The organism is Pantoea sp. NSTU24, assembly GCF_050157905.1.
Classification (GTDB): domain Bacteria; phylum Pseudomonadota; class Gammaproteobacteria; order Enterobacterales; family Enterobacteriaceae; genus Pantoea.
Genome location: NZ_JBKIWZ010000001.1, coordinates 1,424,639 through 1,445,647 on the forward strand (window position 1 = coordinate 1,424,639; position 21,009 = coordinate 1,445,647).

The 21,009-nt window shown below is 54.2% G+C and carries 19 protein-coding genes and 1 pseudogene; 6 read left to right on the top strand and 14 right to left on the bottom strand.

Translation table 11 applies throughout. The features are described from left to right. Window positions 1-199 precede the first annotated feature (199 nt). A complete protein-coding gene (gene araD / locus ACLHDD_RS06925) occupies window positions 200-898 on the bottom strand; it encodes an L-ribulose-5-phosphate 4-epimerase (protein WP_427103509.1) in 699 nt (232 codons plus the stop codon). Window positions 899-1,244: 346 nt separating this feature from the next. On the opposite strand from araD, the gene osmB reads away from it, so the two are divergent. Then, entirely contained in the window at window positions 1,245-1,460 is a 216-nt protein-coding gene (osmB, locus tag ACLHDD_RS06930; RefSeq protein ID WP_003853848.1) for an osmotically-inducible lipoprotein OsmB, read from the top strand. A gap of 77 nt (window positions 1,461-1,537) precedes the next feature. Here the strand turns inward: osmB and yciH are convergent, their stop codons facing one another. The 5 genes and pseudogenes from yciH to pgpB form a co-directional block, all read right to left on the bottom strand. Continuing rightward, window positions 1,538-1,861, bottom strand: coding sequence for a stress response translation initiation inhibitor YciH (gene yciH / locus ACLHDD_RS06935; protein WP_427103510.1), 324 nt, complete (start codon window positions 1,859-1,861; stop codon window positions 1,538-1,540). Next, window positions 1,861-2,581 (bottom strand): annotated as a pseudogene (gene pyrF / locus ACLHDD_RS06940) (orotidine-5'-phosphate decarboxylase). Before pyrF ends, yciH begins: the two are co-directional and overlap by 1 nt. Before the next feature lie 195 nt (window positions 2,582-2,776). Beyond that, window positions 2,777-3,946, bottom strand: a complete 1,170-nt coding sequence (gene lapB, locus ACLHDD_RS06945) for a lipopolysaccharide assembly protein LapB (RefSeq protein ID WP_427103511.1) — start codon at window positions 3,944-3,946, stop codon at window positions 2,777-2,779. A gap of 6 nt (window positions 3,947-3,952) precedes the next feature. After that, entirely contained in the window at window positions 3,953-4,264 is a 312-nt protein-coding gene (locus tag ACLHDD_RS06950) for a LapA family protein (RefSeq protein ID WP_427103512.1), read from the bottom strand. Window positions 4,265-4,397: 133 nt separating this feature from the next. Further along, on the bottom strand, window positions 4,398-5,156 hold the full coding sequence (gene pgpB / locus ACLHDD_RS06955; protein ID WP_427103513.1) for a phosphatidylglycerophosphatase B: 759 nt from the start codon (window positions 5,154-5,156) through the stop codon (window positions 4,398-4,400). A 227-nt stretch (window positions 5,157-5,383) separates the two neighbouring features. Between pgpB and ribA the strand changes: the two genes are divergently transcribed. After that, window positions 5,384-5,977 (top strand): GTP cyclohydrolase II, encoded by a 594-nt coding sequence (gene ribA, locus ACLHDD_RS06960; RefSeq protein WP_111140077.1) that lies wholly within the window; start codon window positions 5,384-5,386, stop codon window positions 5,975-5,977. A 32-nt stretch (window positions 5,978-6,009) separates the two neighbouring features. Here the strand turns inward: ribA and acnA are convergent, their stop codons facing one another. The 4 genes from acnA to topA all read right to left on the bottom strand — a co-directional run bounded on the left by acnA (window position 6,010) and on the right by topA (window position 13,723). Beyond that, entirely contained in the window at window positions 6,010-8,691 is a 2,682-nt protein-coding gene (gene acnA / locus ACLHDD_RS06965; protein WP_427103514.1) for an aconitate hydratase AcnA, read from the bottom strand. Between the two features lie 594 nt (window positions 8,692-9,285). Next, complete coding sequence (locus tag ACLHDD_RS06970; protein ID WP_111140074.1) at window positions 9,286-9,444, bottom strand: YmiA family putative membrane protein; 159 nt, start codon at window positions 9,442-9,444, stop codon at window positions 9,286-9,288. Between the two features lie 496 nt (window positions 9,445-9,940). Next, window positions 9,941-10,915 (bottom strand): HTH-type transcriptional regulator CysB, encoded by a 975-nt coding sequence (gene cysB, locus ACLHDD_RS06975; protein ID WP_313651397.1) that lies wholly within the window; start codon window positions 10,913-10,915, stop codon window positions 9,941-9,943. 183 nt (window positions 10,916-11,098) lie between these two features. Continuing rightward, window positions 11,099-13,723, bottom strand: a complete 2,625-nt coding sequence (topA, locus tag ACLHDD_RS06980; RefSeq protein WP_427103515.1) for a type I DNA topoisomerase — start codon at window positions 13,721-13,723, stop codon at window positions 11,099-11,101. Window positions 13,724-14,106: 383 nt separating this feature from the next. On the opposite strand from topA, the gene ACLHDD_RS06985 reads away from it, so the two are divergent. Next, entirely contained in the window at window positions 14,107-14,355 is a 249-nt protein-coding gene (locus ACLHDD_RS06985) for a YciN family protein (RefSeq protein ID WP_427103516.1), read from the top strand. Between the two features lie 27 nt (window positions 14,356-14,382). On the opposite strand, the gene sohB is transcribed toward ACLHDD_RS06985, so the two are convergent. Then, the gene (gene sohB, locus ACLHDD_RS06990) at window positions 14,383-15,429 is read right to left on the bottom strand and encodes a protease SohB (RefSeq protein WP_427103517.1); all 1,047 of its coding nucleotides are present in this window, start codon (window positions 15,427-15,429) and stop codon (window positions 14,383-14,385) included. A gap of 175 nt (window positions 15,430-15,604) precedes the next feature. Here sohB and ACLHDD_RS06995 point away from each other — a divergent pair, with 175 nt between their 5' ends. Both ACLHDD_RS06995 and cobO read left to right on the top strand, forming a co-directional pair. Next, window positions 15,605-16,366 (top strand): YciK family oxidoreductase, encoded by a 762-nt coding sequence (locus ACLHDD_RS06995; RefSeq protein ID WP_427103518.1) that lies wholly within the window; start codon window positions 15,605-15,607, stop codon window positions 16,364-16,366. Next, window positions 16,366-16,956 carry a cob(I)yrinic acid a,c-diamide adenosyltransferase gene (gene cobO / locus ACLHDD_RS07000; protein ID WP_427103519.1) on the top strand — a complete coding sequence of 197 codons (591 nt, stop codon included), beginning with the start codon at window positions 16,366-16,368 and terminating at the stop codon, window positions 16,954-16,956. Before ACLHDD_RS06995 ends, cobO begins: the two co-directional genes overlap by 1 nt. 54 nt (window positions 16,957-17,010) lie before the next feature. Here the strand turns inward: cobO and rluB are convergent, their stop codons facing one another. Further along, the gene (gene rluB / locus ACLHDD_RS07005) at window positions 17,011-17,901 is read right to left on the bottom strand and encodes a 23S rRNA pseudouridine(2605) synthase RluB (RefSeq protein ID WP_427103520.1); all 891 of its coding nucleotides are present in this window, start codon (window positions 17,899-17,901) and stop codon (window positions 17,011-17,013) included. A gap of 779 nt (window positions 17,902-18,680) precedes the next feature. On the opposite strand from rluB, the gene ACLHDD_RS07010 reads away from it, so the two are divergent. Then, complete coding sequence (locus tag ACLHDD_RS07010) at window positions 18,681-19,328, top strand: serine protease (protein WP_427103521.1); 648 nt, start codon at window positions 18,681-18,683, stop codon at window positions 19,326-19,328. A 12-nt stretch (window positions 19,329-19,340) separates the two neighbouring features. Here ACLHDD_RS07010 and ACLHDD_RS07015 read toward each other — a convergent pair whose 3' ends face one another. After that, the gene (locus ACLHDD_RS07015; RefSeq protein ID WP_313651381.1) at window positions 19,341-19,961 is read right to left on the bottom strand and encodes an L-threonylcarbamoyladenylate synthase; all 621 of its coding nucleotides are present in this window, start codon (window positions 19,959-19,961) and stop codon (window positions 19,341-19,343) included. Between the two features lie 12 nt (window positions 19,962-19,973). After that, window positions 19,974-20,858 (bottom strand): RNase RNM, encoded by an 885-nt coding sequence (rnm, locus tag ACLHDD_RS07020; protein ID WP_427103522.1) that lies wholly within the window; start codon window positions 20,856-20,858, stop codon window positions 19,974-19,976. Window positions 20,859-21,009: the final 151 nt, after the last annotated feature.

The window sequence follows — 21,009 nt, forward strand, 5'->3', positions numbered from 1 at the left end:
TGGCACGAAAATCAGCAATATCCGTCTGCTTAGTGAACGCAGGCTGTCCTTTTATCAGCACTCAGTGGGCGTAAGGGACAGGTTCCTGATGCTGCTGCCCGGTGAAATGGACAGGGGAACGGGATGAGATTCAACGGCGATAACCCTGAATCGGACTACGGGGCGTTATTAAAAACGGGACGCCGTGGCGTCCCGCTGACTACTTCTGTCCATACCAGGCGTTCTCACCATGTTTTCGCAGGTAGTGCAGATCAAGCAGGGTTTGCTGAATCGGCGGCAGATTCGCGGTCAGCTGCTGACTGAACAGCCCCATATAGGCGACCTCCTCCAGCACCACAGCACTATGTACCGCAGCGTGAGCGTCTTTTCCCCAGGCAAAGGGACCATGTGAATTGACCAGCACCGCCGGAATCGCCGAGGGGGATAGTCCACGCTGCGCGAACGTTTCGATAATCACTTCACCAGTGTTCCATTCGTACTCCTGCTCTATTTCCTCACTGCGCATTGATCGGGTGCAGGGGATCTCACCATAGAAGTCATCGGCATGCGTGGTGCCCCAGGCCGGAATCGGTCGTCCCGCCTGCGCCCAGATGGTGGCGTGTCGCGAATGAGTATGCACAATGCCGCCTACTTCCGGCCAGGCCAGATAGAGGGCGCGGTGCGTCGCGGTGTCCGATGAAGGGCGTTTCTCCCCCTCCACAACATCACCCGTCGCCAAATCGACCACCACCATGTCATCACGCTTCATCACTTCATAGCGCACGCCGGAAGGTTTAATCACCAGCAGCCCCTGTTCGCGATCAATGGCGCTGACGTTGCCCCAGGTGAACGTCACCAGGTTATATTTGGGTAGGTCCAGATTCGCTTCCAGAACCTGTTGTTTGAGGTGCTCCAGCATGCCTTTTCTCCTGCTGACAATCGTTACTGAATTTTGCGGAGTCAGCGCTGAAAAGGTTATGGAGCAAATGGCTATAAAAGCAGAGAGAATGGCTGTGAATGCAAAATGCGCCGTGCTTTCAGACTTTTCTATCTTCGGAATTTCCGTAGAATGCTTAGAATCCTCTCAGACAATGCGTGGACCTGTCGGGCCACGGTTGTGACTCACCCGCTACAAACGGTTTGTCCATGGTTATGCCATTTCGATGCCATCACGGATGCGGCAATGATGGGTTACAAGCGGGCTGAGTAAATATCGGAGCTATACTATGAGTGTTGCCTCTGTGAGCACATCAAAGGAGAAGTGTATGACAACAACAATGAAGCGAATCACTGCCGTTGTACTGGCGACCACGTTAGCTGTTGCCCTGAGCGGCTGTTCTAACTGGTCCAAGCGTGACCGTAATACCGCGATTGGCGCGGGCGCGGGCGCGATTGGGGGTTCAGTCCTGACCAATGGTAGCGCACTGGGCACCGTCGGTGGCGCCGCTGTAGGTGGCATTATCGGTCATCAGGTCCACTAAGGACCTTATTAAAACAATAATCGGCTACGCTAGCATCTGCATCACAATCGGGCTACTTCGGTAGCCCGATTTCTTTTTCAGCCGCCCGCCAGTTTCACCTTCATGCCTTTGGCTTCCAGCAGGCTTTTGAGCAGGTCGCGTTTGTCGCCCTGAATCTCAATGACGCCCTCTTTCACCGATCCGCCGCAGCCACACTTTTTCTTGAGTTCAGCGGCCAGCAACGTCAGTGCAGCATCGTCCAGGTCGACACCCGTGATCAGGCAAACGCCTTTGCCCTTGCGTCCGCTGGTCTGACGCTGGATACGGACAATACCATCCCCCTTTGGCCGCGCTGTTTTAGTCTCAGGCTGGGTGATACGGCCGCTGTCGGTGGAGTAAACCAGTGGATTGTCGTTCGCCATTACGCGGTCTCCAGACTGTGAAGAATTGCCTGCAGGGCGGCGGCAGGATCGGCAGACTGGGTGATCGGACGGCCCGATCACCATATAATCTACGCCCGCCTGCTTCGCCTGCTGCGGTGTCATGATGCGACGCTGATCGCCGGCATCGCTGCCTATCGGCCGGATACCCGGGGTGACCAGAGCAAAGTCCTGGCCCATCACCTGCCTGAAGCGGACCGCCTCATGCGCTGAACAGACCACGCCATCGAGCCCGCACGACTGCGTCAGCTTCGCCAGTCGCTCTGCCTGCTCGGCCGGTGAGAGCGTGATGCCCAGTCCTTTGAGATCCTCTGCATCCATACTGGTCAGTACGGTGACGGCAATCAGCAGCGGTGCATCTTTGCCAAAGGGCTCAAGCGCCTCACGCGCCGCACTCATCATGCGCGCGCCACCGCTGGCGTGGACGTTGACCATCCAGACGCCAAGATCGGCCGCGGCTGCAACAGCTCTGGCAGTGGTGTTGGGAATATCATGGAATTTGAGATCGAGGAACAGTTCAAAACCGCGCTGCTGCAGAGTCCTGACCAGCGACGGACCAAACAGCGTAAACATCTCTTTGCCCACTTTAAGGCGGCAACTGCGGGGATCGATCTGATCGACAAAACGCAACGCGCTGTCGAGATCATGATAATCCAGCGCGACCAGAATCGGCGAAGCGGTCACGTGATGGGGTGAAGGCATGGCATTTCCTCTTCAGCAGGCACCCGCAGGCGCAATAGACAAACGGCAAGCATTCTACCTGCGGTGTCTGACCATCACAATCGCCATTGGCCCGCTGCCCGGCAAAACATGCACTGCGGCCGGGGTGTGTAAACTATTTCTCTTCATTAGTATGTTGTAACTATATTGCGATGAAAAACAGTCTCAGCTGTCAGCTTACTGACCGTCGAGACCACGGATAGGTTTGACCGAAGACCAGGTACGGCAGGAGGGACAATGCCAGTAAAGCGCATGGGCGGTAAAGCCACATTTCTGGCAGCGATAGCGGGGTTTGGTGCGAATCTGTTCGCCCACCATGTCGCGTAACACCATCAGACTCTCTTTTGCCCGGCCATCTTCCGCGTCATGCAGGTTAAGATCCATCAGACGATGGAAGACCCGCATTGTCGGATGCCGCTCAAGCTGACGGCTGATGTAATTCTGTGCAGCTTCAGAGCCCTGCTGCTGCTCCACGATGTCAGAGAGATAAAGCTCGGCAGCCGCTCCCGTATTCTCTTCCACGCAGCGCTGAAGAAAATCGGCCCAGGCATCAGGCTGATTCAGCCGCTGAAAGCAGGTTTCGAGCATCGCCAGCGTCTCACTGACCAGCTCTTTATCCTGATCCAGTACACGCTGCAGATGCCCTACTGCTCTGGCGTAATCCTCTTTTTCCATCAGAATACGGCCCATCATAATTGAGATACGGGCACTGTTGCGATCGGCCGACTCCCCTTTCTTCAGCAGGCTCATTGCCCGATCAAGATCGTCACTGCTCATCGCCTGTAACGCCAGTTCGCAGTAGAAATGGGCGATTTCGCCCTTCTGTTTCTCTTTGCCCAGCTTAACCAGCCGCTCGGCAACCTCGATCGCCTGCTGCCAGTCACTGGTTGCCTGATGGATTAACAGCAGCTGCTGCAGCGCGCTCACCCGAAAGTCTGTTTCATCTGTGAGCTGCTTGAACATGTCCTCCGCACGGTCGTAAAGTCCGGCGGCCATGTAGTCGCGCCCCAGCTGCTGTACCGCGAGCAGACGCTGTTCATAGCTCAGCGATGCACTTTCCATTAACGCCTGATGAATGCGAATGGCACGGTCCACTTCCCCGCGCGAGCGGAACAGATTTCCCAGCGTCAGGTGCGCTTCTACCGTGCCGCTGTCCTCTTTTAGCATATCGAGGAAGAGATCGACCGCTTTGTCCTGCTGATTCGAAAGCAGAAAGTTGACACCCGCGACATATTCCCGTGACAGCCGGTTGGCTTCCTGCTGCTTATCCTGATGGGCGCTGCGGCGGCCCATATACCAGCCATACGCAGCCGCAACCGGCAGCAGAAGAAACAGCAACTCGTGCATCAGAGATTATTCCCGGCCAGCCGGAACCGCTGGCGGCGCGGCCAGGGCAGTGTTGCTCTGCTCGATTTGCGTCTGCATACGCTTAATTTTGCGATTGGCATTCGCCAGCGAAACGCGGGTGCGTAACCAGAACAGCCCGCAGATAACCCAGCCCAGCACAAAACCTGCGCCAAACAACGATGCCAGTAAGGTCGATACGCTGAACTCACCCTGCGCCAGCAGATAGTTAAAAGTAATGACCTGATCGTTATGCGCGCCTAAGGTGACGGAAATGATAAAGATGACCAGTACCACTAAAAAAATCAGCAAATATTTCACAGTGCATCCTGTTGTGAGGTTGTCGAATAAATTATGCCAAAACGCCGGCAAAAATGCTGCTCCCAGCAGCATCGGGTGCGTCGCTTTTACGCAGACCCGGTTAATAATATGGGGTCTTCAGCGGGAAATACAATCAGCTCTCCCGCTGAGCAACTTCTTTTTGTTCTTCGGGCGGCAGCGTCAGCGGGCCGCAGAAACGCTGCGCCAGCCAGGTTGCCAGCGTCACCAGAAGCCATGAAAGCAGGGTTGCCATTGCCAGATCCCGGGGCCAGTGCATACCGAGCAGTAGCCGGCTGGCCATCACGCCAGTGGCCCAGATAAAGATGACGATCACACTCTTGTAGTGACGGCGTGGCCAGAGCAGACCCAGCGCCAGCAGCGCCCAGCTGGCGGCAAACATGGTATGGCCCGACGGGAAGGCAAAGCCGGTTTCGAACGCCCAGTGCTGTTTCAGCCAGCCAGGAATCTGCGTCTCATCGGCGATCAGCGAGGTAACCATTTCACCACGCTGTTTGCGTTTCAGCTCATAAAATGTCTTTTCATCCAGACCGTGATGCTGTTCAAGCCAGATAACATAGGGACGGGGTTCCTGAATCTGCTCTTTGATAAAGGATTTGGTGTACTGCCCGGCCAGAATGGTCGCGTTCATGATAATCAGCAGCAGAATAGCGGGCTTCAGTCGAAAGCGCAGGCACCAGAGCATCCAGGCGCTGAGCAGCACACTGGTCACAATCCCCCAGGGACTGGTAACGGTTTCCGTCATCCAGAACAGGCCTCTGAGCAGCAGATTGCTTTCGCCCGGCTGCCACCGCCAGCCGGTCAGCCAGACAGAAAGCGGCATGATGAGCAACAGCAGCATACCCAGGGTCGTACGACGCGAAATCTTAAACATCCTTTTCCCTTATACCGGTGTAAGAGGAGAATAACTGCATGACTTTAGCTTAAAAAAGAATAACATACCCGTTACCGATTGGATAATCGTGCTTTATCACTGCAATTGATGTCAGAGAGTACCAGCCCGCTTACGGGTTATGGCACAATATTGCACGTTTGTCGGGCCACACTGGCCTGTGCACTATCATGATGATAGTGCATCCTCTGAAGGTTCTGGAGAGTCACATGCAGCTTAAACGGGTGGCAGAAGCCAAACTGCCCACGCCATGGGGAGATTTCCTGATGGTAGGTTTTGAAGAATTGGCAACCGGACATGACCACGTTGCACTGGTCTTTGGCGATATTAATGACAACGAACCGGTCCTGGCGCGCGTTCACTCCGAATGCCTGACCGGCGATGCGCTCTTCAGCCTGCGTTGCGACTGTGGTTTTCAGCTCGAAGCCGCCCTCAATGCCATCGCTGAAGAAGGTCGCGGCGTGCTGCTCTATCATCGTCAGGAAGGCCGCAATATTGGCCTGCTGAATAAGATCCGCGCCTATGCACTGCAGGATAAAGGGTATGACACCGTCGAAGCGAACCACCAGCTTGGCTTTGCCGCTGATGAACGCGACTTCACCCTGTGCGCGGATATGTTCAAGCTGCTGGGCGTTAATGAAGTGCGCCTGCTGACGAACAACCCGCGCAAGGTAGAGATCCTGAGCGAAGCCGGGATTAATATCGTTGAGCGGGTGCCGCTGGTGGTGGGACGTAATCCCAAGAACGCGCACTATCTGGATACCAAGGCGAGCAAGATGGGGCATTTGCTGCCAAAGTCATAACGAAGAAAAGCCGGGTTGCCCCGGCTTTTTTATCAGTTCAGCATATTGCGGATAACGTAGTGCAGAATGCCGTCGTTACGGTAGTAGGTCAGCTCATTTCCGGTGTCGATGCGACAGCGCGTGTCCAGTTCCTCTTTGCTGCCATCCGCGCGGGTCAGCGTAACTTTTACCGTGCAGCCCGGCGTCAGCGCCTGAAGATTTTCAACGTCGATGCGCTCTTCTCCCGTCAACCCCAGCGTTTTCCGGGTGACGCCCTGCGGAAACTCCAGTGGCAGAATCCCCATGCCAATCAGGTTAGAGCGGTGGATACGCTCAAATGACTCGGCAATCACGACCCTGACGCCCTGCAGGCGGGGACCTTTAGCCGCCCAGTCACGGCTGGAGCCGGAACCATACTCCAGCCCGGCAATGACGGCCAGCGGGACCCCTTCTGCCTGATACTTCATTGCCGCATCATAGATGGCCAGCTGCTCGCCGCTCGGGTAGTGACGGGTGTAACCGCCCTCGACGCCGGGTACCATTTCATTACGAATACGGATGTTGGCGAAGGTGCCGCGCATCATGACCTCATGGTTGCCGCGACGTGAACCATAGGAGTTGAAGTCCTTGCGTTCTACCCCATGGGCCAGCAGATAGCGTCCTGCCGGACTTTCTGCCTTGATACTGCCCGCTGGCGAAATATGGTCGGTCGTCACTGAATCACCCAGCAGGGCGAGCACCCGGGCGCCGCGAATATCCTGCACCGGTTCCGGCTCTTTCTGCATCGTGTCGAAAAACGGCGAGAGTCGGATATAGGTCGATCCCTCATCCCAGTCGTAGGTCGCCGCTTCACTAACGTTTATCGCCTGCCAGTCTGGCGTGCCGTCAAAGACTTCCGCGTACTCTTTGTGGAACATATCGCTGGTCACCTGCTGTACCGCGGTGGCGATCTCTTCCGGTGACGGCCAGATATCTTTGAGATAGACCGGCTGGCCCTGCAGATCGTGACCCAGCGGTTCAGTCTGCAGGTTAATTTTCATGTTACCCGCCAGGGCGTAGGCAACCACCAGCGGCGGCGAAGCCAGCCAGTTAGTTTTGATCAACGGATGAATACGACCTTCGAAGTTGCGGTTACCGGAGAGCACCGCCCCCACCGTCAGGTCACCGGCTTTAATAGCGGATTCGATCTCATCCTTCAGTGGACCGGAGTTACCGATACAGGTGGTGCAGCCATAGCCGACCAGATTAAAGCCCAGCTGATCCAGATAAGCGGTCAGCTGCGCCACGGCCAGATAGTCTGAAACCACTTTGGAGCCAGGAGCCAGCGACGCCTTCACCCACGGCTTGCGTTTCAGCCCGCGTTCGACCGCCTTTTTTGCCAAAAGCCCGGCGGCCATCAGCACGCTGGGATTAGAGGTATTCGTACAGGAGGTGATTGCGCTGATGACCACGGCACCGTCGGTCAGCGTGTGGGTCAGACCGGTATCGCTGTCGGTGTAACTGACGTTTTTATGCGCTCTGACCGCCTGGTTGACTTCCAGCTCGTTACTGGCGTCGAAGGCGGCAGGTACATCGCCGAGGGAAACCCGGTCCTGAGGACGTTTTGGTCCGGCCAGGCTCGACTCAACATCATTCATATCCAGCGCCAGCGTACTGGTAAAGCGCGGCTCATCACCAGCATGACGCCACATGCCCTGTGCTTTGGCATAGGCTTCAACCAGCGCCACCTGTTCAGCATCGCGCCCGGTCAGCGTCATATAGCTCAGCGTTACGTCATCCACCGGGAAAAATCCGCAGGTGGCGCCATATTCCGGTGCCATATTGGCAATAGTCGCGCGATCAGCCAGGGGTAAATCGGCCAGACCATCGCCATAAAATTCTACGAATTTCCCCACCACGCCATGCTTACGCAGCATCTGAGTCACGGTTAGCACAAGGTCAGTCGCGGTAATGCCCGGCCGCAGTTTGCCGGTGAGTTTAAAACCGACCACATCCGGGATCAGCATCGAGACAGGCTGCCCCAGCATCGCGGCTTCCGCCTCAATGCCCCCGACACCCCAGCCCAGCACGCCAAGCGCATTGATCATGGTGGTATGTGAATCCGTGCCGACCAGCGTATCCGGCCAGGCGTACGCTTCCCCGTCGCGGGTTTCGTGCCAGATCGCCTTACCGAGATACTCCAGGTTCACCTGGTGACAGATACCGGTGCCCGGTGGAACCACGCGGAATTTATCAAAGGCTTTCTGACCCCAGCGAAGAAAAACGTAGCGCTCATGGTTGCGCTCCATCTCCAGCCGGACGTTCTCTTCAAAGGCGTCATCATCGCCAAAATGATCGACGGTGACCGAATGGTCGATCACCAGATCCACAGGGGAAAGCGGATTCACTTTTGCCACATCGCCACCCAGGCGATTGACCGCCTCACGCATGGCGGCCAGGTCAACCACGGCCGGGACGCCGGTAAAGTCCTGCATCAGGACACGGGCTGGCCGGTAGGCGATTTCGCGATCGGCATGGGCATCGGTTTGCCAGTCAACCAGCGCCTGGATGTCCTCAGCGGTTACAGAGTCACCATCCTGCCAGCGCAGCAGATTTTCCAGCAGGACCTTGAGAGATTTGGGCAGTTTATCGATATTGCCGAGATGCTGAGCCGCACGGGGAAGACTGAAGATGTGATATTTTTTGGTGTCGACCTGCAGTATTTCCTGACTCTGCTCGCGTAGGGTAGACGACATAGCTCCTCCTTTTCGTTCATGGTCTTAACCTCAGAGAGACAAAGGTTTATGTTAAAGATAGACCACAAATTCGTTAACGTTTTGATTACAACACAAATTGCTACAATCGCCGTAAACGAAAATGCCTCGTGAAATCACGAGGCATCATAAAAAAGGGGGGGTATTGAGATTAGAGCGTTATCCACACCGCCGCAGACCAGAACGCAAAAGAGAATGCATACGCGCTAAGCCAGGACATTTTAATAATATTCATTTTATCTACTCCTTCGCCGGAATCGGGCGTAAAAGTTTAGCGGTCACCCTCTATGAGGCGACACCCTTTGGTCGTACAGGTGTGGAGATTGGCTGCCTGAAAGCATGCCGGGAACGTCGGTAATAAAAAACAGTGACAAATAAACGGTCTTAAAACCTTATTTGTTTTTCGGGTCCAGAAAAGACTCAATAAAAAGTCTCTGGTTATCACTCAAATCCCACGATTCGGGGATAGACACTTTTTCGTCCTTTGCAAGCGGCTCTTTGCCTTTGCAGGCAACCGGCTTGTGCTGGCGCGAGGTCAGTGAAGGTTTATGGCTGAGTGTATGTGCCCACATGGCTTTAGCCCCAGATACGCCAGATCATTAACGCAACAACTACCCAGAACAGCGCAGAAGCAGCGAATACGGTTAACCAGGCATTGCGACGGGTGTTACCGGTACGCTCAACCTTAGTGCTTTTTACCGGAAAGCCCGGTTCTACTGTCAGTCGTGTATTCATAGTTTTTGATAATCACTCTCAACAAAATGATTGATAACAACGATTAAGATTTAGGAGGAATCCTAAACGCGTTAAGGCCAAAAATCCAGTTATTTTTATTGAGCAAAACGATTAACGGTATTAATCAATATGCGCCAGTAACGTAAGAAATCATTAACTCCGGAACGAACTTTTAATAAAACCAGTCACTAAAAAATTTGAGTTAAATTAAAATCAGATCCAATTATAACTACAGCCATAACCTGAGAACCGCGTATTTGCTGGCTAAACGAATCGGCTGTTAACTGGAGTATGGGAATAATCCTGGCGTGTCGCAAAGTGACATAGTTAAAAGTGTGTTGTAATTCGCATTTAAGAAAGCTGAACCGGGAAACCTGTGATCGATGTTTCATTTACAAAAAAATCATAAAAACTTTTGATTCTCATTTGGCGCTAAAGCAGAGTAACAAAAAAGGCTGCCCCCGGCAGCCTAATGATTCAACGCAAGCGGTCAACGCTATTTAAACGGCAGCCGGATATCCTTAAACATCGCCTCAATGTCCTCGTTCGAGCGCAGCGCGACTGCCGTGTCCACCACGTCACGCGTCAGATGCGGGGCAAAACGCTGGATAAAATCATACATATAGCTGCGCAGGAAGGTGCTGCGGCGGAAGCCAATCTTGGTGGTGCTGTTAGTAAAAATGTCGGCCGCTTCAATACGTATCAGGTCAGGGTCAGCAATCGGATCCACCGCCATACTGGCGATAACCCCTACCCCCAGGCCTAAACGTACATACGTTTTAATGACGTCCGCGTCTGTGGCAGTGAAGACGATGCGTGGAGTTAATCCCGCACGATTGAAGGCCGTATCCAGCTCCGAGCGGCCGGTAAAGCCGAAGGTATAGGTCACCAGCGGATACTCGGCGAGCTCTTCAATTGAAACCTGTCCTTTTCCGGCCAGAGGGTGATCGGCCGTCACCACAATCGCCCGGTTCCAGTGATAGCACGGCAGCATGATTAAATCGTCATAGAGATGTAAGGCTTCCGTAGCAATGGCAAAGTCTGCATTGCCCTTGGAAACGGCTTCCGCAATCTGGGTCGGTGAACCCTGGTGCATGTGCAGCGAGACGCGCGGATAGCGTTCAATAAAACCTTTAATGACGCCCGGTAGCGCATACCGCGCCTGGGTGTGCGTTGTGGCCACATAGAGTGAGCCTTTATCCGGCCAGGTGTGCTCACCAGCCACCGACTTGATGGCATCGACTTTGGAGAGCACTTCGCGCGCAATGCGGATGATCTCTTCTCCGGCGGGTGTAACCTGCGTGAGATGTTTACCGCTGCGGGCAAAAATTTGCACGCCCAGTTCATCTTCCAGCATGCGTACCTGTTTACTGATGCCGGGTTGAGAGGTGTAGAGACCTTCCGCCGTCGAAGAAACGTTGAGGTTATGGTTTACCACTTCGACGATATAGCGCAACTGCTGTAATTTCATATCTGTTTTGTCCCGGTAAGTTACAGAGTCGCATCCCCGGTTGACGGATAGTCGCGAGGCTGAAGAGAGGCTATGCATCAGAAAAGGCGGAAATGCTATAACGACTATATCAGTTTAAGTGGGAGAGTAGAACGGATTGATATAAGGCTCAGAAAAAGGCCAGCGAACGCTGGCCTGAATAGATTACTTTTTCGCTTCCTGCCATTTGCCATCTATATAGAAAGCTGACCAGCCGGTTGCTTTGCCCTCTTTCTCAGAGGAAACATATTGCTGCTTCGTCTTACGGCTGAACCGTACCAGCGTCTTGTTGCCTTCCGGGTCGGCGGCAGGCGCTTCGGCCAGATATTTCAGCTTTTCTGGCAGACGGTCGCTGAAGCGCTGAAGCTCTTCGACCAGCGGTGCACGGGTTTCACGCGATTTCGGGAAGGTATTCGCCGCCAGGAAAACACCTGCCGCGCCGTCACGCAACACGAAGTAAGCATCTGATTTCTCACACGCCAGCTCGGGCAGTGGAACCGGATCCTCTTTCGGGGGCGCAACTTCGCCGCTTCGCAGAATCTTGCGGGTGTTTTTGCACTCTTCGTTGGTACACGCCATGTATTTGCCAAAGCGTCCCAGTTTCAGGTGCATTTCCGAACCACACTTGTCGCACTCCACCACCGGGCCGTCATAGCCTTTGATGCGGAATTCGCCCTTCTCGATCTCGTAGCCATCGCACTCCGGGTTATTACCGCAGACATGCAGTTTACGTTCGGTGTCGATCAGGTAGCTATCCATCGCCGTGCCGCATTTCTGGCAACGACGACGGGCGCGCAGCGCGTTGGTTTCCGCATCATCGCCTTCCAGAATATTCAGAACTTCGTTTTCCGGAATCAGGTTGATGGTCTGCTTGCAGCGCTCTTTCGGCGGCAGTGCATAGCCGGAGCAGCCCAGGAAGACGCCCGTACTGGCGGTCCGGATACCCATTGGACGACTACAGGTCGGACAGTCAATTGAGGTCAGCACCATCTGGTTCGGCTGCATCCCGCCCTCTTCCGGATCTTTCTCAGCCAGCTCAAGCTGCTGCGTAAAGTCACTGAAGAAGTGGTCGAGCACCGCCTTCCATTCCGCCTGGTTGTTGGCGACCTGGTCGAGGCTGCTTTCCATGTGGGCGGTGAAGTCATAGTTCATCAGTTCGCGGAAATTTTCTTCCAGACGATCGGTAACGATTTCGCCCATTTTTTCCGCATAAAAACGGCGATTTTCCACCCTGACGTAGCCACGATCCTGAATGGTCGACGTAATGGCCGCGTAGGTAGAAGGACGACCGATACCACGCTTCTCCAGCTCACGCACCAGCGAGGCCTCGCTGAAACGTGCCGGTGGTTTGGTGAAGTGCTGACCCGGCACCAGTGCATTGAGATCCAGCACATCCCCCACGCTGACAGCAGGCAGTGTCCGATCTTCATCATTCTTACGCAGTGCGGGCATCACTTTGGTCCAGCCGTCGAACCGCAGGATCCGGCCTTTCGCTTTAAGACGGAAGTCTCCGGCAGCGGCAGTGATAGTGCTGGAGTCATATTTCGCCGGCGTCATCTGACAGGCAACAAACTGACGCCAGATCAGCTGATAGAGTTTCTGCGCATCCGCTTCCATATCCTTCAGCTTTTCCGCCACCACTTCCACATCTGAAGGACGAATCGCTTCGTGCGCTTCCTGGGAGTTCTCTTTGCTGGCGTAAGTAACGGCGTTGTCAGGCAGATACTTACTGCCAAAATGGCTTTCAATGTAGCCGCGCGCCATAGCAACCGCATCCTGACTCAGGTTAGTAGAGTCGGTACGCATATAGGTAATGTGACCCGCTTCGTAGAGCCGCTGAGCCATCATCATGGTTTTCTTAACGCCAAAGCCCAGGCGGGTGCTGGCCGCCTGTTGCAGAGTCGAAGTGATATAAGGCGCACCCGGCTTACTGCTGGTTGGCTTATCTTCACGATCCACAATTTCAAAGCGCGCTTTTTCCAGCAGCGCCACGGCGGCATACGTTTCATCGCGGTTGACCGGACGGAAAGCTTTGTCACCGTTGTGGGTCACGTCCATCGTCAGCTCATCGCCTTTCGGCGTGGTCAGCGCGGCATTAATTTCCCAGTACTCTTCCGGCACAAAGGCTTTGATCTCGCGCTCACGTTCCACCACCAGGCGAACCGCAACGGATTGTACCCGTCCGGCCGAGAGGCCACGGGCGATCTTCTTCCACAACAGCGGCGAAACCATATAGCCCACTACGCGATCCATAAACCGGCGCGCCTGCTGAGCATTGACACGATCGATGTTCAGTTCGCCCGGCTTTTCAAACGCCTGGCGAATCGCATTTTTGGTGATTTCATTGAACACGACGCGGCTGAAGCGTGAGTCATCGCCACCGATCACTTCCCGCAGGTGCCAGGCAATAGCTTCCCCTTCGCGGTCAAGGTCGGTTGCGAGATAGATGTGGTCAGCACTGGCGGCTAACGCTTTAAGCTCGGCAACAACTTTCTCTTTGCCGGGCAGGATCTGATAATCCGCTTCCCAGCCGTGATAAGGATCAACGCCCATACGGCTGACGAGCGCAGCTTTCTCATCTTTCTTAACTTTTTTGACTTTCTTGTCGGTCGAAGCGTCTTTGGCTTTCTTATCTGTCGAGGCGTCAGCACTCTTCTTTGCGGTTGATCCACTGGTCGGCAGATCCCGGATATGACCCACGCTGGATTTCACCACGTAGTCATTGCCCAGATATTTATTGATTGTTTTAGCCTTTGCCGGGGACTCAACAATAACGAGTGCTTTACCCATATTTACCTTTACCTAATGAAAACATCCTGCTTAGCGGGAGAGGATTGGATGCCCAAAAACCCATCGGGTTCAATATTGCTGCGCCTGTTTAACATTTCAAGGCGGAGGGGTCAATCTCAGATCAGATGATATGACTTTATGCAACTACATGATAAAGAGTGCTTTTTCCATCTGAACGTATCGCACATCCCGGTGCAAAATCCCTGAAGTCGGAATCGCCCACACTCTACCTGATAAAATCTGTTACGCAACTTAATTAGCACTCAGTCCGGACTTACGCCAGGTTTACGCCCGGAATCCGACGCGCTGTCCCGGGTTGTCATGCCGTGAAGCTCGCCAGTAATATAGAAAGGATTCGGGGACTGTCAAAAAGGAGTGAATAAATGCAGAAAACGACTCAGGCTATTTCCCGCCAGGCATTGCTGGAAAAAGCCAACGCGCTGATGACGCAACATGATGACTATTTAGCGGGAATGCAGGCGGATGAGGTGATTCAGCAGGGCGACGTGCTGGTTTTTCGTGGCCCGCTTTTCCTTGACGCACAGGGATTGCCAACCCCTAAAACCACTGCGGTGTTTAACGTCTTTAAACATCTGGCCGTCGCACTGTCACCGCTCTACCATCTGCAATAAAAAACCCGGCACAGGCCGGGTTTCGCATCAGAGCAGAGGTTTTTCACCACGCTGCCAGAATTTCAGCAGGAGTCGTTCGGCTACTGAACCGGCACTCTGCGTAAAACGGTCCATCATTTTACGCCGGCGGGCGTAATGCACGCCAAGAACAGTGAACTGGTCCATCTGACGGATGATCAGATCATCGCTGGTGCCGATGTCGTCAATCAGGCCAAGCTCAAGAGCCTGACGGCCATACCAGTGTTCACCGGTTGCTACCCGTTCGATATCCAGTGACGGCCGCATCTGATGAACAAACTGTTTAAATAGCAGATGGGTTTCATCCAGATCTTCCTGGAATTTCTCGCGTCCTTCTGGCGTATTCTCGCCGAACAGCGTCAGCGTGCGCTTATACTGGCCGGCGGTGTGCAGCTCAACATCGATATCATTGCGCTTCAGCAGACGATTGAAGTTCGGAATCTGTGCGACGACGCCGATAGAACCGATAATCGAAAACGGCGCGGCCACTATGCGGTCGGCCACGCAGGCCATCATATAACCGCCGCTGGCCGCGACTTTGTCTACGGCGGCGGTGATGCGTACACCCTCATCGCGCAGACGCTGCAACTGTGAGGCTGCCAGACCATAACCATGCACCACGCCGCCCGGACTCTCCAGCCGCAGCAGTACCTCGTCGCCTGGCTGCTTCACCGCCAGCACGGCAGAGATCTCTTCGCGCAGTGAACTGACTTCACTGGCGTCCATGCTGCCCTTAAAATCCAGCACGTAGAGCGTGGGCTTTGCACTGTCGGTCTGTCCCTGCTTCGCCGCCTGCTTCTCTGCTTTGGCTTTCTGCTTTTCGCTCTTTTTATGGTTTTTCAGCCAGACTTTTTGCGCCTGTGGTTTCATTTTGGCCAGCTGCAGATCCTCTTTCATCTGCTGATAGTCATCCCCCAGATGCGTCAGACGGAGCTGACCACTCTGTGCCCGTTTGCGCAGCGCGGCATTCATGATAATCATGACAATCGCGGCAACGGCAACCACCAGCGTCACCGCTTTCGCTAAAAACAGTCCATACGTCGAAATAAAATCCATGAGGTCGCCTTAGTAAACAGAAAATCGAAAACAGTCTGCCAGTTTAGCCGCTTTACCCCGCGTCGTCGCCTGAAATGCCAGCAGCTGGCACAGAATGCGTACCCTGGCGATTGCGCCGATTCGTTATTTCAGGCATAAAGCGGAATCATGCCGTTTTCGCCGGAGGAACCCCACAGTGCATTATCAACCTAAAAGCGACCTGCTTAATCACCGCATCATCCTGGTCACTGGCGCTTCAGATGGCATTGGCCGGGAAGCGGCGCTGACCTATGCGCGCTATGGCGCTGATGTGATTCTGATGGGTCGCAATCCTGAGAAACTTCAGCAGGTCGAACAGGCCATCAATCAACTGAATAAACGCCCCGCTCATACCCTGGTGTTCGATCTGGCCGAGGCGACCCCGGAACGCTGCCGCCAGGTCGCCGGACAGCTGCAGCAACAGTTCCCGCGTCTGGATGGCGTGCTGCACAACGCCGGGATCCTTGGCGAAATCGTGCCGCTGGCCGAACTGGAGCCGCAGATCTGGCAGGAGGTGATGAACATCAACCTGGACGCCACCTTCTTCCTGACTCAGGCACTACTGCCGCTGCTGCTGAAATCAGACGCGGGTTCACTGGTCTTTACCACCTCCAGCGTCGGCCGCACCGGACGCGCAGGCTGGGGCGCCTATGCCGTGTCAAAATTTGCGACCGAAGGGATGATGCAGGTGCTGGCGGACGAATATAAAAATCAGTCGCTGCGGGTTAACTGCATTAATCCGGGGGGCACCCGGACCAAAATGCGCGCCAGCGCGTTCCCGCAGGAAGATGCGAATAAGCTGAAAACCCCTGCTGACCTGATGCCGCTCTACCTTTATCTGATGGGCGATGACAGCCGCCGCAAAACCGGCATCAGCTTTGATGCGCAGCCCGGCAGGAAACCGGGGGCCGCGGAATAATGGCGGACGATCGTCATCAGCAGCGTCAGCAGCGGCTCAAAGAGCAGGTTGATGCGCGGATTGCCGCCGCTACCGAGGTGCGCGGCATTCTGATGGTCTTTACCGGTAATGGTAAAGGCAAAACCACCGCCGCCTTTGGCACTGCCCTGCGCGCTACCGGTCACGGTAAACGCGTGGCTGCTGTCCAGTTTATTAAAGGTGAGTGGCCGAATGGCGAGCGAAACCTGCTGGCGCAGCACGGCGTTGAATTTCAGGTGATGGCGACCGGTTTCACCTGGGATACCCAGAACCGCGAGACGGATACCGCCGCGTGTCTGGCCGTCTGGCAACATGCAAAACGGATGCTGGCCGATGAACAGCTCGATTTGGTGATCCTTGACGAGATCACCTACATGGTCAGCATGGGTTATCTGTCGCTGGATGAGGTCGTTGCTGCCCTGCAACAGCGACCGCCGCAGCAGAGCGTCATTCTTACCGGTCGTGGCTGCCATCGCAGTCTGCTGGCCATGGCGGATACGGTGACGGAGATGCGACCCGTTAAGCACGCATTTGATGCCGGTATTCAGGCCCAGCAGGGTATTGACTGGTAGCAGAAAAAGAAAACGCAGCCCAGAGCTGCGTTTTTTTATTGCGGGGTCACCGCATTATCCGGCGTTGCGTTTACTGCCTGGATTACGGCGTGGCGTACGCGGCGTGCTACTTACCTTGTTATGGCGTTTTACGGCCCGGCGGATCTGATTTGCCTTGGTGCGACGACGATCTTTCTCCACCACCAGTTTCGTGACGGTTTCATCATCCATCTCTACCAGATTGCGCAGGTAGTTCACTGCCGGCAGATCCAGTTCAGTCCAGCCACCACGCGGAAGACCTTTCGGTAACGTGATATCGCCATAGCGAACGCGCATCAGACGACTGACCTGAACCCCCACCGCTTCCCATAAACGACGGACTTCACGATTACGTCCTTCGGTCAGGGTTACGTTGTACCACTGGTTAATCCCCTCCCCGCCACCAAACTTCAGGGTTTTAAAGGCAGCCGGACCATCTTCCAGTTGCACCCCCTTGCTCAGCTGACGGATTTTGTCGTCATCAACCTGACCAAAGACACGCACCGCATATTCACGTTCCACTTCACGGCTCGGATGCATCAGTCGGTTGGCCAGTTCACCATCAGTGGTGAACAGCATCAGGCCGCAGGTGTTCACATCCAGACGGCCAACGGCAATCCAGCGTGAGCCGCGCAGACGCGGCAGGCGGTCAAAGACCGTCGGCCGACCTTCAGGGTCGCTACGGGTGCAGAGTTCGCCTTCCGGTTTGTAGTACGCCAGGACGCGGCAGACCTCGGTTGCTGATTCAGCAATCGACACCAGATGACCATCAATACGGATTTTCAGGGATTTACTGCTTTCAACACGGTCGCCCAGGGTGGCGATTTTACCATCAACACTGACGCGGCCAGCCGCAATCATGGCTTCGATTTCACGACGTGAGCCATGACCGGCACGTGCTAAGACTTTCTGTAACTTTTCGCTCATGGCGCTTCCTCATTGTCGCCTTCCCAGGCGTCACGGTAGGGTTGTAATTCTTTATGAATCAATGGTTTAAATCATCAATTTGGGCCCATTATACAGACATTTACCCCTGAAGTAACGCCCTTTATGCACAGACGTTTTACACATCAGGAAGAGGCGGGCCCTGAAGATTTTATTCCAGATAATTCAACGACTGATTAATATAATAGCGAAGGATTTGATTAGGGAATATGTTTAATAAAACGGCCTTTTCAGAAACTTTATAGCTGATAGCAGTTAAATTTTCTCACCACGCGGACGTTAACGGCCTGCTGTTCTTATAGTCAGACTGTTAACACTATCTTACACTTCGCCTGTTTGCATCCTGCTTTAAATTGTCTGAAAAAAAGATTAAAGGCAGCAGAAAAAACCACCCGATTGCGTTTGGACAACCCGAACTCTCTGTTTAAACCAGAAGACCAGCTTATTATTAATGAAGATTCTGTTAAAACCCTATATTCAGAGATATTTGTTTCTGATTAGCTTTAATAAATTGTATGACACTATTAAGCTGGTACACTTTATCTCAGCAGCACAATAAAAAAGCAGAGCCTGCCGTTAAAAAGGTTCGCGAAAAGAAAATTTTATGTTAGTGATTCGTTAATAAAAATCGTGTTTTGATTAATCCAATAAACCGGCGCATACGGACTTATTGCGTTAATACGGTTCAGTGATGAACCTTGTTTGCATGTCAAAAGTCTTCACCAGGGATTTCCTGACATGCCTGAATAAAGAAACCCATCATGAGAAACCTGACTTTGTTTCCGGTGCTTGCAGCACTGGCGCTGAGCGGGTGCTCCGTGGGCCATACTGAGTACAGCCGCACGGCAATGCAGCACGTCGATATGAGCGTGACGGGCATTCCGACGATCCTCGGGCTTGGCACACTGGGCACCAGCATTCCTCTGACGCCTGAATATAGTCTTACAGCGGCGCACGTCGCTAAAACGGCTGTACAGCGCGTAAAATCCTATCACCCCTATTGCGATGTTGCGATTATTTATCACAAGAATGATGCCAGAACGCTGGCTAAATTCCGCAGTGGTGATATTGGCGACTCCATTAAAATGTATGGCTACAGTTTTATTTCTGCGATGCCGGTGGAGTCAAAGGGCGTTAATTTAGCCCGTACCGCTATCCGCAATAACTGGAATAAAAGTCCCTGCCTGGCAATGGCATCAAATGCCGGGGTTGTTCAGGGAATGTCGGGCGGCGGGGTCTATAACAGTGATGACACGCTGAGCGGCGTCATTGTGGGTTATACCGATTCCATTAAAAATGGCCGTACCGGTAAAGTGATCCTGAAAGACGTTTCACTTTATATTCCTTACGGCCAGTTTAAAAACTGGTTACAGTCAAACCTGGCGCAGGCACCTGTGCGGGGTGCCTGAAACCTGGCTTAATTACTGGAACGGGCGGGTATCGCCCACCCCTTCACGCACAATTTCCGGTGCATCGGTGGTCAGATCGACCACCGTCGTCGGCTGCTGACCCAGCGTGCCGCCGTCAATAATCAGATCGACCAGTTTACCGATGCTGTGCTGGATCTCCTCCGGATCGGACTCGGTGAAATCGTTGCCTGGCAGGATCAGAGAGGTCGACATCATCGGCTCATTCAGTGCATCCAGCAGCGCCAGCGCCACCGGATTAGACGGCACGCGCAGACCAATAGTCTTACGTTTTTCATTCATCAGACGACGCGGTACCTCTTTGGTTGCCTTGAGAATGAAGGTGTAGTTGCCTGGCGTATTGTTTTTCAGCAGGCGAAACGCGGAGTTCCCCACCTGCGAATAGACGGAAAGCTCAGAGAGATCACGGCACATCAGCGTGAAATTATGGTGTCCATCGAGCTGACGGATTCGGCAAATCCGCTCCATCGCGCCTTTCTCCTCCAGCCGACAGCCCAGCGCGTAGCCGGAATCGGTAGGATAAACGATGACACCGCCTTTATTCAGGTAGTCGACTGCCTGTTTGATCAGGCGCGGCTGCGGGTTATCCGGATGGATATGAAACAGTTGACTCATAGAAACCTCGTGTCACCTTTCCGTGATTACCGGGCATGGCGCCAGGGCCGGGAAGCGTTCCCAGACCGGCTCCACCCCTGCGGGTAGCCAGAGTTTGCGGCCCAGCTCAATCCACGGGCAGGGTTGATGAAAATCAGAACCTTGTGATGCGGCCAGATCGTTATCTCTGGCGTATTGCGCCAGCTGTGTCCGCTCGTTAGGCGGCTGCTGGCACTGGGCGACTTCAATGGCATCGCCACCCGCTTCGCGGAAATGGGCGATCAGCCGTTTGAGCCATTTGGCCGATAAACCGTAGCGACCCGGATGGGCCAGCACGGCACAGCCACCAGAATGATGAATCGCATCAATAGCTTGTTTAATTGTACACCATTGTGGCGGAACGTAGCCGGTTTTGCCACGCGCCAGATAATGTTTAAAGACCTGAGCCATATTGTCGGCTTTGCCCTGCTCAATCAGGAAGCGGGCGAAATGGCCGCGGGTGATGATGCCCCCATCGGCCAGTCGGGTGGCACCCGCCAGTGCATCGGGAATGCGCGCCTTCGCCAGACGCTCGCCAATTTCAGCTGCCCGCGTCTGGCGACAGGCCAGCTGTCCGGCCAGAAAGGCCACCATCGCCGGATGATCGATGTCGATGTTCAACCCCACGATGTGAATCTCATGGTTCTCCCACAGCGTTGAGAGCTCGGCTCCGGCCAGCACGCTGATCGGCAGATTCTGGTCGATGACCGTCTGCTGCGCCTCTGCGACGCCTGCAATGCTGTCGTGATCGGTGATCGCCAGTACGCCGACACGCATCTCAACGGCTCGCTGCACCAGGGCGGTGGGTGACAGCAGACCATCAGAGGCGCGCGTGTGGCTGTGTAAATCATAAACCGGAAAACGGGCGATATCGCTCAAGAGAACTCCTGCTGAAACTAAACCGGCCAGCATGATAACGATTTTCGCGGTCAGTGAAAAAGTGTATTGACATTTCCGCCATGAACCCGTTAACTAGTACACAAGTTCACACACAACGGGTAATCAGTCATGGCGAATTTAATGATGCATT